This is a genomic window from Meiothermus luteus (genome assembly GCF_003574085.1).
GTDB lineage: Bacteria > Deinococcota > Deinococci > Deinococcales > Thermaceae > Meiothermus > Meiothermus luteus.
Genome location: NZ_QWKZ01000078.1, coordinates 1 through 12544 on the forward strand (window position 1 = coordinate 1; position 12544 = coordinate 12544).

At 64.2% G+C, this 12544-nt stretch carries 15 protein-coding genes and 1 pseudogene; 8 read left to right on the forward strand and 8 right to left on the reverse strand.

What is annotated here, in order from left to right; genetic code table 11:
* The 4 genes and pseudogenes from Mlute_RS11060 to Mlute_RS11070 all read right to left on the reverse strand — a co-directional run.
* Nucleotides 1–252 (reverse strand): annotated as a pseudogene (locus Mlute_RS11060) (TlpA family protein disulfide reductase); the annotation flags it as partial.
* Nucleotides 253–400: 148 nt separating this feature from the next.
* Entirely contained in the window at nt 401–565 is a 165-nt protein-coding gene (locus Mlute_RS15855) for a hypothetical protein (RefSeq protein WP_220452078.1), read from the reverse strand.
* Nucleotides 529–768, reverse strand: a complete 240-nt coding sequence (locus Mlute_RS11065; protein ID WP_119360704.1) for a hypothetical protein — start codon at nt 766–768, stop codon at nt 529–531. Before Mlute_RS11065 ends, Mlute_RS15855 begins: the two co-directional genes overlap by 37 nt.
* Before the next feature lie 37 nt (nt 769–805).
* Nucleotides 806–1573 (reverse strand): hypothetical protein, encoded by a 768-nt coding sequence (locus Mlute_RS11070; protein WP_119360705.1) that lies wholly within the window; start codon nt 1571–1573, stop codon nt 806–808.
* A gap of 87 nt (nt 1574–1660) precedes the next feature.
* On the opposite strand from Mlute_RS11070, the gene Mlute_RS11075 reads away from it, so the two are divergent.
* Together Mlute_RS11075 and Mlute_RS11080 are read left to right on the forward strand one after the other, a co-directional pair.
* A complete protein-coding gene (locus Mlute_RS11075; protein WP_119360714.1) occupies nt 1661–2854 on the forward strand; it encodes a PQQ-dependent sugar dehydrogenase in 1194 nt (397 codons plus the stop codon).
* 149 nt (nt 2855–3003) lie between these two features.
* On the forward strand, nt 3004–4164 hold the full coding sequence (locus Mlute_RS11080; protein ID WP_119360706.1) for a branched-chain amino acid ABC transporter substrate-binding protein: 1161 nt from the start codon (nt 3004–3006) through the stop codon (nt 4162–4164).
* 39 nt (nt 4165–4203) lie between these two features.
* Here the strand turns inward: Mlute_RS11080 and Mlute_RS11085 are convergent, their stop codons facing one another.
* Both Mlute_RS11085 and Mlute_RS11090 read right to left on the reverse strand, forming a co-directional pair.
* Complete coding sequence (locus tag Mlute_RS11085) at nt 4204–6582, reverse strand: G8 domain-containing protein (RefSeq protein ID WP_119360707.1); 2379 nt, start codon at nt 6580–6582, stop codon at nt 4204–4206.
* 88 nt (nt 6583–6670) lie between these two features.
* The gene (locus tag Mlute_RS11090; RefSeq protein ID WP_119360708.1) at nt 6671–6916 is read right to left on the reverse strand and encodes a hypothetical protein; all 246 of its coding nucleotides are present in this window, start codon (nt 6914–6916) and stop codon (nt 6671–6673) included.
* A 51-nt stretch (nt 6917–6967) separates the two neighbouring features.
* Here Mlute_RS11090 and Mlute_RS11095 point away from each other — a divergent pair, with 51 nt between their 5' ends.
* Nucleotides 6968–7726 carry a DUF4388 domain-containing protein gene (locus Mlute_RS11095; RefSeq protein WP_119360709.1) on the forward strand — a complete coding sequence of 253 codons (759 nt, stop codon included), beginning with the start codon at nt 6968–6970 and terminating at the stop codon, nt 7724–7726.
* Here the strand turns inward: Mlute_RS11095 and Mlute_RS11100 are convergent.
* On the reverse strand, nt 7696–8382 hold the full coding sequence (locus Mlute_RS11100) for a sigma factor-like helix-turn-helix DNA-binding protein (protein WP_119360710.1): 687 nt from the start codon (nt 8380–8382) through the stop codon (nt 7696–7698). The two genes, Mlute_RS11095 and Mlute_RS11100, sit on opposite strands and share 31 nt — an antisense overlap.
* A gap of 128 nt (nt 8383–8510) precedes the next feature.
* Here Mlute_RS11100 and Mlute_RS11105 point away from each other — a divergent pair, with 128 nt between their 5' ends.
* Together Mlute_RS11105 and Mlute_RS11110 are read left to right on the forward strand one after the other, a co-directional pair.
* On the forward strand, nt 8511–8855 hold the full coding sequence (locus Mlute_RS11105) for a hypothetical protein (RefSeq protein ID WP_119360711.1): 345 nt from the start codon (nt 8511–8513) through the stop codon (nt 8853–8855).
* A gap of 421 nt (nt 8856–9276) precedes the next feature.
* Nucleotides 9277–10674 (forward strand): HD-GYP domain-containing protein, encoded by a 1398-nt coding sequence (locus tag Mlute_RS11110; protein WP_119360712.1) that lies wholly within the window; start codon nt 9277–9279, stop codon nt 10672–10674.
* 2 nt (nt 10675–10676) lie between these two features.
* Here the strand turns inward: Mlute_RS11110 and Mlute_RS16160 are convergent, their stop codons facing one another.
* Nucleotides 10677–10835, reverse strand: coding sequence for a hypothetical protein (locus Mlute_RS16160; RefSeq protein WP_245958944.1), 159 nt, complete (start codon nt 10833–10835; stop codon nt 10677–10679).
* A gap of 19 nt (nt 10836–10854) precedes the next feature.
* Between Mlute_RS16160 and Mlute_RS16165 the strand changes: the two genes are divergently transcribed.
* From Mlute_RS16165 to Mlute_RS11125, 3 genes are all read left to right on the forward strand, one after another.
* Nucleotides 10855–11109: a DUF5317 family protein gene (locus Mlute_RS16165; protein ID WP_245958945.1), complete on the forward strand. Its 255-nt coding sequence runs from the start codon at nt 10855–10857 to the stop codon at nt 11107–11109.
* Nucleotides 11110–11131: 22 nt separating this feature from the next.
* Nucleotides 11132–12361 (forward strand): beta-ketoacyl-ACP synthase II, encoded by a 1230-nt coding sequence (fabF, locus tag Mlute_RS11120; protein ID WP_119360713.1) that lies wholly within the window; start codon nt 11132–11134, stop codon nt 12359–12361.
* Nucleotides 12362–12544: S4 domain-containing protein (locus Mlute_RS11125; protein ID WP_281270865.1), on the forward strand; the 183-nt coding region annotated here is incomplete at its 3' end.

Below are 12544 nucleotides of genomic sequence, written 5' to 3' on the forward strand. Positions count from 1 at the left end.
GTCCCAACCCCCGCTGCGGATGTCCAAACCCCCCAGCAGGGCCTCCAGCGGGCTGGACCAAGCGGAGCGGTGCGCAACCGCGTAACCCGCCCGCGCAAGGAGAAGCGTAGCCAGCAGCACCCATCCAGCCTGGCCCTCCAACCCCCGCCGTGCAGCCAGCCAAAGGAAGCCCAGAGGGGCCAAAACGAGGGCCAGGTTGGACCAGCTCAGGGCCAAGGGGCCCAGGAGCAAGGCATCTGGGGTCAGCTTCATCGGCTATACACCGCCCATCCCAAGAGAAGAACCCCCACCCAGGGCATGAGCCTGCAAGGCGAAACCCACCGCAGCCCACAAGCGAACCATCTGCGCCGGCAACGAGCAAAGCGGTACATACTGGGGCCATTATACCCCCAGGGGATATTTAGGGAAAGGCCCGCACCCCCAGGCCAAAGCCCCGCGCGGGGGTGGGGCCAAGCTGGAGGTGGAGTGTGAGGTTTAGCTCGGCGTCGGGGCGGCTTTGGGTGTAGCGGGTGCTGAGCATAGACCGGACTAGGCCATCCAGAAGAAGGTAGGCTTCAGGTTCCAAAGGGCCTCCTCTCCCAAGGGAACGGCCCACTGCCCGGCCAGGAAAGAGCCCAGGGACAGGAGGGGGGAAGGCTCGCGTAGCCACCCTCGAGCGTCCACACCCTCTCGCCCAGGCTGCCGCTCAGGCCCAGGTCGCCGCCGTTGCCGCCAGAGGTTGCGCCAGGCCAGCCGCACCAGGACTCCCAGGTTCCCATTGGTCGGCATCCTACCTTCCACCAATCTTACTTTAGGCCAAGGGCGTTTAGACCCCTCCCCGCCTCTTGGGGGCAAAACCGGCAAACCACGCCCTCAGCGAGGGCTCGAGGCTCACCAAAAGCCTGTGAACCGTACTCCGGCTGAGCGGTGCCGCCGCCAGTAAGCCCCGCAACAGCTCATCGCCCCTGGCCTCCACCAGGTCTGCAGCCTCGGTGGTAAAGCGCCCCTGAAACCAAAGCTGGTCGGCCAGGGTCCTGGCCCTCGCCTCATAGCTGCCCAGGCTGGGCTGGCTCGGGGCCAAAGCGGCCAGCCAGCGTCCCCACCGTCTGGCCTCGGGGTACAGCTCCGGACGGGCCTTCTGCAAGGCCAGCAGGAAGAGGTAGTTGGCTAGGAACTCGTCAACCCAGCGCACCCGCACCCGCAACCCCCAGGCCACCGCCACCGCGTGGGCGTACTCGTGCCCCAGGTTGATGTCCAAAAAAGCCTCCACCTGGCCCAAAGGCTCGCCCAGCCGCTTGCCCGCCAGCACCAGGGCCTCGCGTAGCCGCCAGAGCAGGCGCTCGGGGTAGCGGGCCGGCACGAAGATATAAAGCCCCTCCCGCAGGCTGGTGCGCTGAAAAGGAAAGCCGTAGGGATGCCGGGTCCGGGCTTTCCAGTCCGGCTCGTCCAAAACCAGCAGGTGGACCGGAGGGATAGGAGCGTAGGGCTGCAGGGCCGCCCGCAGCTCGAGCAGGTAGGCCTGCAAGGCCCGGGCCCGTAGCCCGGCCCCTTTTGAGGCCTGCAGGGGAAGGTGCGGGTGCGGCAAGACCAGCACAGCCCGATTCTAAGCTTCAGCCTCCTTGAGGCTTACCTCAGAAGGGGCTCAGCCAAGCCCCGTAGGGTTTCAGAGGTAGGAGGCCCTATGCGGTACATCTTTCCCCTTCTGCTAATCGCCTTGGCCGGCTGCCAGGAGAACAACTCCTCCCTCCCCGCTCCCGAGCCCACCCCGCCCACACCCACCGGCGAGCCCAACCTCCGCCTGCTCGAGGTAGCCTCCGGCCTGAGCCAGCCTCTCTACCTGACCCATGCCGGCGACGGCAGCGGCGACCTCTATGTGGTGGAGAAAGGGGGCCGCATCCGGCTCATCCAAGGGGGCAGCCTCCGGAGCCAAGCGGTGCTGGACCTCTCCGGAAAAATCTCCACGGGGAGCGAACAGGGCCTTTTGGGCCTGGCCTTCCACCCCAACTTCCGCAACAACGGCTACCTTTACGTCAACTACACCAACACCGCAGGCGACACCATAATCGCCCGCTACACCATGAACCGGAGCACCAAGGTGGCCGACCCCAACAGCGAGCAGGTGGTGCTCACCGTAGACCAGCCTTATGCCAACCACAACGCAGGCTGGCTGGGGTTTGGGCCAGACGGGATGCTCTACATCCCCTTGGGCGACGGGGGCTCAGGAGGCGACCCCCAGAACCACGCCCAGCGCCTAGAAGCCCAAAGCGGCAACCGGCACCTGCTCGGCAAGGTGGTGCGCATAGACGTAAACGCCACTGAATCGGGACGCAACTACCGGATCCCCTCCGACAACCCCACCCTAGGCGGAAGGGTTTCGGAAATCTGGGCCTACGGCCTCAGGAACCCTTGGCGGGCTAGCTTTGACCGGGCTACGGGCGACCTCTGGTTAGGGGATGTGGGAGAAGGGGCGATGGAAGAAGTCAGCCTGGGCCCCAAGGGCGGCAAGGGGCTCAACTACGGCTGGAGGATCATGGAAGGCACCCGCTGCAACGACAACAGCATTTCCCCTGGCTGCAACCACCCCAGCCTGACCCCACCCGTCCACGCCTACGGCCGGGGCGATGGCTACTCCGTCACCGGAGGGTACGTCTACCGCGGTGAACGCTTCCCCCGGATGCGGGGCCGCTACTTCTTCACCGACTTCGGCACCGGGCACCTCTGGAGCCTGCGCCAGGTAAACGGCGCCTGGCAGCGCAAAACCGAGCTGCCCTCTCTTGGGACCGGCCTGGCCTCGTTTGGCGAGGACGAGCAGGGCGAGCTGTACCTGGTAAACCTCCTCAGCGGGAAGGTCTGGCGGATAGAGGATCAACCTTAAGGTTCTTGCAGCCCTGGGAAAATGGTGTACCCTCAGTATTGGCTGGAACAGACCAACCTACACCCCAAGGATTGACACCCCTCGGGATGGGTTGGTTAGAATAGGCCAGCCGTGCTTGGCTAAAGAAGACCTTTTTAGGAGGAATCGGTATGAGGAAAATCGCGATCCTTGCGCTGGGGGCTTTGGCCTTGGGTGTAGCCAGCGCCCAGTCAAACGTGATTAAGATCGCCTCGGTTTCGCCCCTCTCGGGTCCCCAGTCGGCCTTGGGGACCGCCATCGCCCAAGGGGCTCAGATGGCCATTGAGGACGCCCAGGCCCGCTTCCAGCAGCTCGGCTTCCAGCTCCAGTTTGCTCCCCAAGACGACCAGGCCTCCCCTGATGTAGGGGTGGCGGTGGCCCGGCGCATCGTCAACGACCCCGACCTTTTGGGCATCGTGGGCCACCTGAACTCGGGCGTGGCTATCCCGGCCTCCGAGATCTACAAGGACACCAACCTGGTGATGGTTTCCCCGGCCAACACCAACCCCCGCGTTACCGACCGCGGCTACCTGAACGTAAACCGCATCTGTGGCCGTGACGATGTGCAGGGCCCGGTGGGCGCCGAGTACGCGGTGCGGGTGCTGCGCAAGCAGCGGCTCTTCGTAATCCACGACAAAACCCCCTACGGCCAGGGCTTGGCGGAGGCCTTCGCCGCCCGTGCCCGGGAGCTGGGGGCCCAGGTGGTTGCCTTGGTGGGCACCGAGGAGGCCTCCAACTTCCAACCCCTCATCCTCCAGATGCGGGCCCAGCGTCCCGACCTGGTCTACTACGGCGGCATCTACGACAAAGGGGGCGTTTTGATTAAGCAGATGCGCGAGCGCGGCATCACCGCCACCTTCATGGGCGGCGACGGCCTGGACTCCTCCGACCTGGTGAGGATCGCCGGCAGCGCCTCCAAAGGGGTCATCTACACCACCACCGCCGGCCCCATCAGCACCCTGCCCAAGGCTGCGGCCTTCGCCCAGCGCTACAAGGCCAAGTTTGGCAAGGACCCCGAAGCCTACGCGGTCTACGCCTTTGATGCAGCCAACGTAATCATCAACGCCCTGGAGGCAGCCATCAAGGCCAACAACGGCCGCAAGCCTACCCGGGAGCAGGTGGCCCGCGCGGTGCGCGAGGTCAAGATGGACGGCCTGACCGGGCGCATTGAGTTTGACAGCAAGGGCGACCGCAAGCTCTCCGACTACTACGTGGTGGGCCTCAAGGAGGCCAAGTACCCCGGCGAGGTTCTGCGGGTCATCCAGTTCGCCCCGCCCGCGGCCCGGCAGTAAGCCCCCGCGCCCTTTGCCCCCCCGTTTGGGGGGGCTTTTTTATCGCTGCACCAGCAAGGAGGTATGGGTAAAGAGCTTGAGGTAGATACGCCCGGCAGCCGCGTCGTAATGGTAGGCGGGCTGGGAGGCGCTCTCCAGCTCAGCAAGGCCCCCCAAAGGGGCCAGCTCAGTTTTCTCCGCGCACTGGGTGCCTGGCCGCTGGAGCTCCAGGGCGCATCGGTACACGGTGAAGGCCGGGGTGCTGCTGGGCAGGACCACCACCGCGGCTCGGGGAACCCCATCATAATTCTTGTACTTGGGGTAAAGCCGCAAGCGCACGTACTGCCAGCGGGTCAGGTCGGTCTGAAGGGTATAGCGCTGGCCTTCTATGAGCGTCCAGTAGAAGGGGGGATTGCTGATGTCGCTGCCGCTTTGCACCACCCCGTCGTCGCGAAGCAGGTTAGGGGCGTCTGGGGCGTAGCTGCGGAAAAAGCGGTCGGTCTCGAGCAGCAGATTGAAGTATTCCCACACAGGGCAGACACGGGCGTTGACCCCTGCAATTAGGGTACACGCCTGGGTATACATGGCCTGAGAACCGGGGGCGGCCGGAACCACCACGCCCATCCTTCCAGTCCCGCTCAGGCTGCCATCCCGGTCTAGGATGGACAGGTCGCTGCTCCCGTTGCACAGGCTGAACTGGGCGTCCACCCAACGGAGGCCTTCCACCACCATATTGGGCCCCTCACGGAAGCAATTGCGGGTAGCGATGGCGCTGGTGCCCGGGCCAAAGTTGACAAAGGTGACGTTTTCCAAGGTGGTGGTGCCCCCGTACTCCTGCACCCCCAGGCGGCCTATCTCCCCCTCGGCATCCAGATTGGCGCTCTTCCCCACGATGAGGGAGTCGCGGATGCCGTGGCTGCCAATGGCCACCCCATTGTCGGCCAAAACAGCGTCCCGCACCTCCATTTGCACTTCTCCTGCTGGATCGCCTACCGGATTGGCCCAAAGGGCCGAGCGGGTCTTGTAGATGGTCAGGCCCTGGAGCAAGAAAGGCCCGTGGACTCGCGGCGCGGCCCGGTCGCCGGTAATCCACAAGGCCCCTAGGTCGCCCGTGTTACCCGGCGCCCCGATGGCCTTGCCCAGCAGATAGGAGTGGATCACGTTGTCGCGGAACTCAAAGCGGCTTGCGTCCACCGCCCCCACGTTGTCAAACCAGAAGGCAGTGAATTCGCCTCCCGCCGCCGCATTGCCCACGAAGGCGTTGCTGGGGCCTTTGATCCAGAAGGAAGCGGCTTTATGGTCGTTCTGAGCTTCCTGAATGGGATTGCTGGGAAGGTAGGGGAAGGCCCGGGTCAGCACCACCAGGTTGCGCTCAAAGCGGTTGCCCTGTTCGCTGCCGTCCTCGGTCATGACGCTGTGGCCCAGGGTGCCATACAACACGTTGTTCCTGACGAGAACGTTGTCGGTGCTGTGCACCACGATGCCCCGCTGGAAGTTGCTGTGGAAGCTGGAGTTCTCCAGGTAGTCCCCGCTCGAGTCGCCGTTGTAATGCCAGTGGAAGGGGTAGCGGGCCAAGCGGTTGAACTGCCCCAGACGACGAAACTCTACCCCCCGCACCCGGGCGTGGCTGCGCAGGGCAGGGTTGGTCTCCCGGCGGGAGGGGCTGGCCCCCATCACCATCACATGCCCGCCAAAGCCTTCAGCCTGGTTATCATCGCCTTGAATCACGATGTTGCGGGAGAGTAACCCCACCTCGGCCCGCTCGTCCAACACCCGGCCGGCAAAGGTCTGGAGCTCGCCGAAGTGCCCGTAGGCCAGCGGCCTGTCCAAGGTGACTAGGGTACCCTGGACCGCCCGGATGGTGCGCACCTCGGCCTGGTGCGGGTCAAGTGCGGTGGAGGCAATCACAACCTCCTCCCCCACCCGCCAGTCCACCGGCTCCACCAGGCGAATCTGGGTGGTCCCAGCGGGCGCCGTCTGGGCCAGCTTGGTCCAGGCCACCCGGTTCTCGCCGATTATCTCCAGCCGTCCCCCCATCATGGCCCCCAGGAATTTGGTGCCCATTCCCAGCATCACGTCCTCATCGCTGGGCGGGCCGCTTAGGGTGATGACCGCGCGGTGGGTAAAGGGGGCTTCTTCGGAGCCAATTCGCAGGGCCCCAGGACCGTGCACCATCAGGTACCGCACCGTGAGGCTGAGGTCCTTTCGGGCGAACTCGAGCTCGCCCAGCACAGTAACCCCCCCAAGCGGGGGTGGGCTCTCATCTAGGATGACCCGAACGCCGGCCGGGATGGTCACATCCTGCCCCTCCTGGGGCTTACTCAGGCCCAGACCGGCCCAAAAGCGGGCATCCGACCAGTAGCCGGTGTTGGGCGGCAGAGCCGGGCTCACCTGGCAAGCTGCCAGGAGCAAGAGCAGCGCAGGCCAAAAGGAGCGCATACCGAGCTCACCTAAAGCCAAAACTAGCAAGCCCGGCCTCGCTCCTCAAGGATTAAACCCGGGTTCACGCCCGTTGAAACGCAGCCGCTCACACCCTCTTGAGAACCGCTTCGGCCTGCTCAAAGTAGCAATCTAGAGGGATGAAGACATAGCCCCACTTGGCCCTGGCCGGGTAGTAAGGGGTATCCAACCGCAACAACGCCCCCGGCCTCTCGCCAAAGCGCACCTGGGCGGGCCGTGGTGGGGGCTCAAAGCGCAGGGCCACCGCCAAGGAGAGGCGCTCGAGCCACCAAACAAAACAGGCCGCCCGACCCCAGCGATGCGCAGTCCCCATAGCCCCTCTAAAGGGGCGCTGAGGGAACGGCCAGAGGCTATCCTGTTGGGTATGGAGGGCACCTTTGAGCTGTTGGGGCCGATAGAGATTCTTCAGCTTCTGGCCCAGGCCCGGCAGACCGGGGTGTTTAGGGTTCCAGGGGGTGAGGTCTATCTCGAGCAGGGCCAGCCCGTACACGCCCAGTACCGGGGCCAGGTCGGACGTGAGGGGCTGTTCCAGATTCTGGCCCTAAAGGAGGGCAAGTTCCGCTACCTGCCCGGCGAGCGGGCCCCTCGCTCGAGCCTGGAGGGCCCTTTGGAAAACTACCTGCTCGAGGCCATCCGGTTCATGGACGCCCAGCCCAACCTAAGCCCCTTTGACCTGGTGGGGCTCACCAGCGCTGAAGGGGTCACCCACCTCACCCTTTCTCCCGAAGAGCTCGAGCTGCTGCCCCACCTAAGCGCCCCTGTAAGTCTCTTTGAGCTTGTAGCCAGAAGTGGCATCCCCAGCGAGGCAGTTGAGCGTAGCGTTGGTCGGCTGGCCCGGTTGGGGCTGGTGCGCATTACCCCCCGCACCCCCCACCCGGCGCGCCTCACCATAGACCGGTTGGAGGGTTCTCTTCACGCCCGCCTAGATGCCCAGCTCCTGCGGGCCTGGCGGGGCCACTACGGCCCTTTCAGCGAGGTTGAGGTACGGACCGAAGGCCGTACCCTGCGGCTCCCGGTGGAACCCAAGGGCAATCTGGGGCCCCGGCTCCTCCTCTCCTCCGACGCCCTGTTCTTCTACAACCTGCGGGTGGGTCAAGAGGTGCTGGTCTGGCCTTCCTTATAGCCGGCACCCCCAGCCGGGAGCATAAAGCGGAAAGGGTAGTCATCGCCAACCTCGGCCCGCCCCTCCGCCACCAGCTCCTGCATCAACCGGGTAAGCCGGCGGCGGGACATGGGGAAAAGCCGTTCCAACTCCCCGTAGGTCAACGGCCGCTGGGCCAAAGCGGCCACCACCATGGCCTTAAGTTCGATCCAGCGCCCTGCCCGTGAACCCCGCTCCTCACCCAAGAGGCGGGCAACCCCCTGGTCCCGCAAGGCCAGGGCCTCACAAAGGCTAAGCCCCAGCCTAGAGGCCAGCGAGAACACCGGCTCGCCCCGAGCATAGGCCAGCACCAGCCGGGCTTGCGGGCTGGGCAGCCGGCGCAACACCTGCTCCAGCGGCCTCCCCAGCCTTTGTTCCACCGCCTGACGAAAACGCTCTCCCTCAACCCCATCGCGAAGAGACCCGCCCCGCAACTTATCCAGAGCCCGCCGCTCCACCTGGCGCACCCCCTCGGCGGTCAGGCCGTGGCGCCCACCGATTTGACGCAGGGTCTCTCCAAGGGCCCGGGCTATAATAACCTCCCGCTCTAGCGGCAAAAGCTGCTCGAGGCGTTCGGTCAGAGCATCTGGTGCTACCCCCTTGCTCAAAAAATACTGCCCCGGCGTCCCCTTCGGCATACTGGTTTTGGACACTCCGTTTTTCAGCTTATAATGTGCGTTTAGCCGATGGCAAGCCAAAGCCTAGTGCACCTGGCTGAGGAATTCCGGTACAATCTTTTGCGGACGCTTTGAAAAGACGGGGCGCCATGAAAAAACAAGCCGTTCTTATCCTCACCTCAGAAAAGATGCCGCGAGGCAAGGCCCGTCCCACCACCCCTTCGGAGTGGAGCCGGCTCTACCAGGTGGCCGACTGCTACCTGGACTTGAGCTCTTGGCTCGAGGGAAACCAGCGAGTTTTATTGGGCCGCCTTTTGAGGCCAGAGGACGCCCAAGCGCTGGGGAGCCCAGCCCGCATCACCCTTAAAAAACCCGATGGGAGCGAGCTCCAAAAGGAAATAGCGCCCAACCTTCCCTTCCAGATTGCCCTAGAAGAAGGCTGCGGGCTCGAGCTCACCCTAGAGGGGACCGCCTACCGGGTACCCCTGCCCTAACCCACCACGTAACGCTCCACCCCCTCCCCCTTGTTCAAATATCACCACCTCCCCCCCAAGGGGCCCCTAAGCTAGGGTTGTCCTGCCCCAGGGGCAGGCACACAACTAGGGCGCATTGTATTTTCGCTACATTCTGAATCTGGTGTAGTTTTTTGCCTCTGTGGCTTGACCCAGCAGGGGGGGGTGCTTTATTGTCTTCCCCAAGGTTGGAAGTCCAAACCAAAAGCGCTTCCACACCGTCTAGGAGGGAGAAACTATGAAGAAGCTCGCTTTCAAGATCCTGACCCTGGTTGCCGCCCTCGTTGCCCTGGCCATGGCCGCCGGCGCGGACGCGAGCTGGCAGTAAAAAACGTAACGCTTCGGCGGGTGCGGGTGTGCAATCCGCACCCGCTCTTTTTGTGGGCTGCCCTAGACTAAAGCCGTGCCCCGTGGACTTGCGCTCCCTCCCCCTAAAGCCCTGGTGTTTATCCTTGGCCTGTTTCTGGGCCTGGTGGGGCTGCTCTATGTGCTTGCCCAGGTGCCCAACCCCAACAGCCACCCCTTTGGGGTGCTGGATGTGATCTTCTGGGCGGCCCTGGTCTTTTGGGCCAAACGAACTGCCATCAGACTCCCGCTCAACGCTTCCATGTCGCATAGCTTCATTGTCGCCCTAGCCTTGGTGACGCTGTTTCCGGCCTGGCTTGCGACCATCCTAGTATTCGCATTTCTCTTCAACAAAGACATCGGCAAAAGCAGCTATCCCTGGTACAAGGAAGTATTCAACCGCACCCAGTCTGCGCTGGCCACCGGCAGCGCCGGGCTGGCCTGGGGGTGGGTGCACTCGTATGGCCAGACGCTGGCGCTCCCGCCCGCCGCCCTGGACTTTGTGGGCATCCTGGCGGCCTCGCTGGCCTACTTTGTGGTCAACGTCTTTTCCGTCACCTACGTCATTCACCTTTCCACCGGAACCGGCCTGCGCAAGGTCTGGCTCGAGAACTTTAGCTGGCTCTGGGTGAGCTACCTGGTGCAAGCGCCGGTGGGGCTGCTCCTGGCCAAGGCCTACCAGACCCCCCTGGTGGGGGGGTGGGGCGGGTTTACCGTGCTGTTCATGATGCTGCTGCTCTACTTCTCGCGCTACTACTGGGACGAGAAGGTCAGGCTGGAGGAGTCCTTCGACGAGACGATTCAGGTTCTCATAGCCACGCTGGACGCCAAAGACCCCTTTACCCGGATGCACTCCGAGCGGGTGGCGGCCATCGCCCAAAGTCTGGCCAAAAAGCTGGGTCTAGACGAGCAGGACGTCAAGCGCATTACCTACGCAGCCCGCCTACACGACATTGGAAAGGTGGCTATTCCCGACTCGGCCCTGCTCAAGCCCAGCAAGCTCACCCCCGAGGAGTTCCAGCTCATCAAGAAGCACCCCGAAAAAGGCTTAGAGCTGCTCAAGCCGATGATGAGGCACCTCCCCCGGGAGGTGCAGGGGGTTATCCTATACCACCACGAACGCTGGGACGGCACCGGGTACCCCATGGGGCTGGAGGGCGAGCAAACTCCCCTTTGGGCGCGCATCGTGGCGGTGGCCGACGCCTACGAGGCCATGACCGCGGGCCGGGCCTACAGCCCGGCCAAAACCCCAGAACAGGCCCTCAATGAGATAATAATGCTGGCGGGCCAGCAGTTTGACCCGCAGGTGGTCCAAGCCTTCGAGGCGGCTTGGGCGGAAAACCCCATCTGGAAAGACCGGGAGGTGTTCCTACGACGCTCTACCTTATCAGTGCAGCCGTTGGCGTTGCCCTCGCCCTCGCCCTCCAAGCAAGCCTCCGCGACATCGGAAACATAGAGCTAAAGGCCCCTTGGGCCTTTGTGCTGGCGGCCCTTTTGGAAGGTGGGCTGGCCCTGGGGACCGCCCGGGGCTTTTTCACCCCGGAGGTGGCGGGAGGGCCAAAGGCCATACCCCACCAGGCCCACCACCAGGGTCTTGGCCAGCAACGCGCTGGTCATCTTTGCCAATGGGGGGCACATGCCGGTAGACCCAGCGGCGCTCGAGCAGGCAGGCTTAGAAGCCTTAGCGCCCAGGCTACAAGCCCGCTACGACGCAGTGCACACCTTGATGGACGAAAGCACCCGCCTGGGCTTCCTCGCCGATATCATACCGGTACGCCTGCTGGGCTACACCAACGTCATCAGCCCCGGGGATGTCTGTTTGATGCTGGGCATCGCCCTGACCGTTCTGGAGGGAGCCCTGCGGGCCAAGCGGGGTTCGCGAGCCCCGTGACGGGTGCTCTATAATGGCCCTTATGCGTCGCGTGGTTGTCACGGGAATCGGGCCGGTGGCCCCCAATGGCGTTGGAGCCGAAGCCTTCCACAAGGCCCAGCTTGCGGGAAGGTCGGGCATCCGGCGCATCACCCAGTTCGATGCCAGCAGCTATCCTGTCCAAATCGCAGGAGAGGTGGACGTTAACCCAGAGCAGTACATAGAAAAGCGGGAGCTTCGGCGTCTTGACCGATTTACCCAGCTCGCCCTCATCGCTGGGCAGCTAGCCCTGGAGGACGCGGGGCTCGAGCTGGAAAAAGAAGACCCCACCCGCATCGGCACCCTCATTGGCACGGGCATCGGGGGGATGATTACCTGGCAAGAACAAAGCCGGGTGCTCTTTGAAAAGGGGGGCACCCGCCTTTCGCCCTTCTTCATCCCCATGATGATCGCCAACATGGCCTCAGCCCAGCTCGCCATGCGGTACGGCTTCATGGGCCCCTCCTCCACCGTGGTCACCGCCTGCGCCACCGGCTCGGATGCCATTGGCAACGCTTTTCGGGTGGTGCAGCTCGGCGAGGCCGACATCATGCTTACCGGCGGCACCGAGGCCCCGGTGGCCGAAATGGCCATCGGCAGCTTCGGGGTGATGCGGGCCCTCTCCACCCGCAACGACGAGCCCGAAAAGGCCAGCCGCCCCTTCAGCAAAAGCCGGGATGGCTTCGTGCTCTCTGAGGGGGCCGCGGTGCTGGTGCTGGAGGAGTACGAGCGAGCCAAGGCCCGGGGCGCTAGAATCTACGCCGAGGTGGTGGGCTTTGGCCGAAGCTGCGACGCCCACCACATCACCGAGCCCCACCCCGAAGGTAAAGGCGCGGCCCTGGCCATGCAGGCCGCCCTCAAGGACGCCAAGGCCGCACCTGAGCAGGTGGGCTACATCAACGCCCACGGTACCTCCACCCCCATCGGCGACCGGGCCGAAACCCTGGCCATCAAGCAGGTCTTTGGCGAACACGCCTACCGGTTGGCGGTCTCCTCTACCAAAAGCATGATTGGGCATCTGCTGGGCGCGGCCGGGGCCATTGAGGCCATCGCCACCGTGCAGGCCTTGGCTTCGGGTATCCTACCCCCCACCATCAACCTGGACGACCCCGACCCCGAGCTTGACCTGGACTACATCCCACACACCCCTCGGGAGCAAAAGGTGGAGTACGCCCTCTCCAACTCCTTCGCCTTTGGGGGAATGAACGCCACCCTGCTTTTTCGCCGGGTGTAGATGGTGCGCTTTTCCCTAAGCGGCGTGCGGCTTGACCAGGCCCTGGCCCATCAGGCCAACATTTCCCGGGCCAAGGCGCAGGAGTGGATTGCTGCGGGACGGGTGCGGGTGGGCGGACAGGTAATCACCAAGCCCGCCTACAGGCTAAGGGGTGAGCTGGTGAAGGCCGAGCCCCCGCCCCCT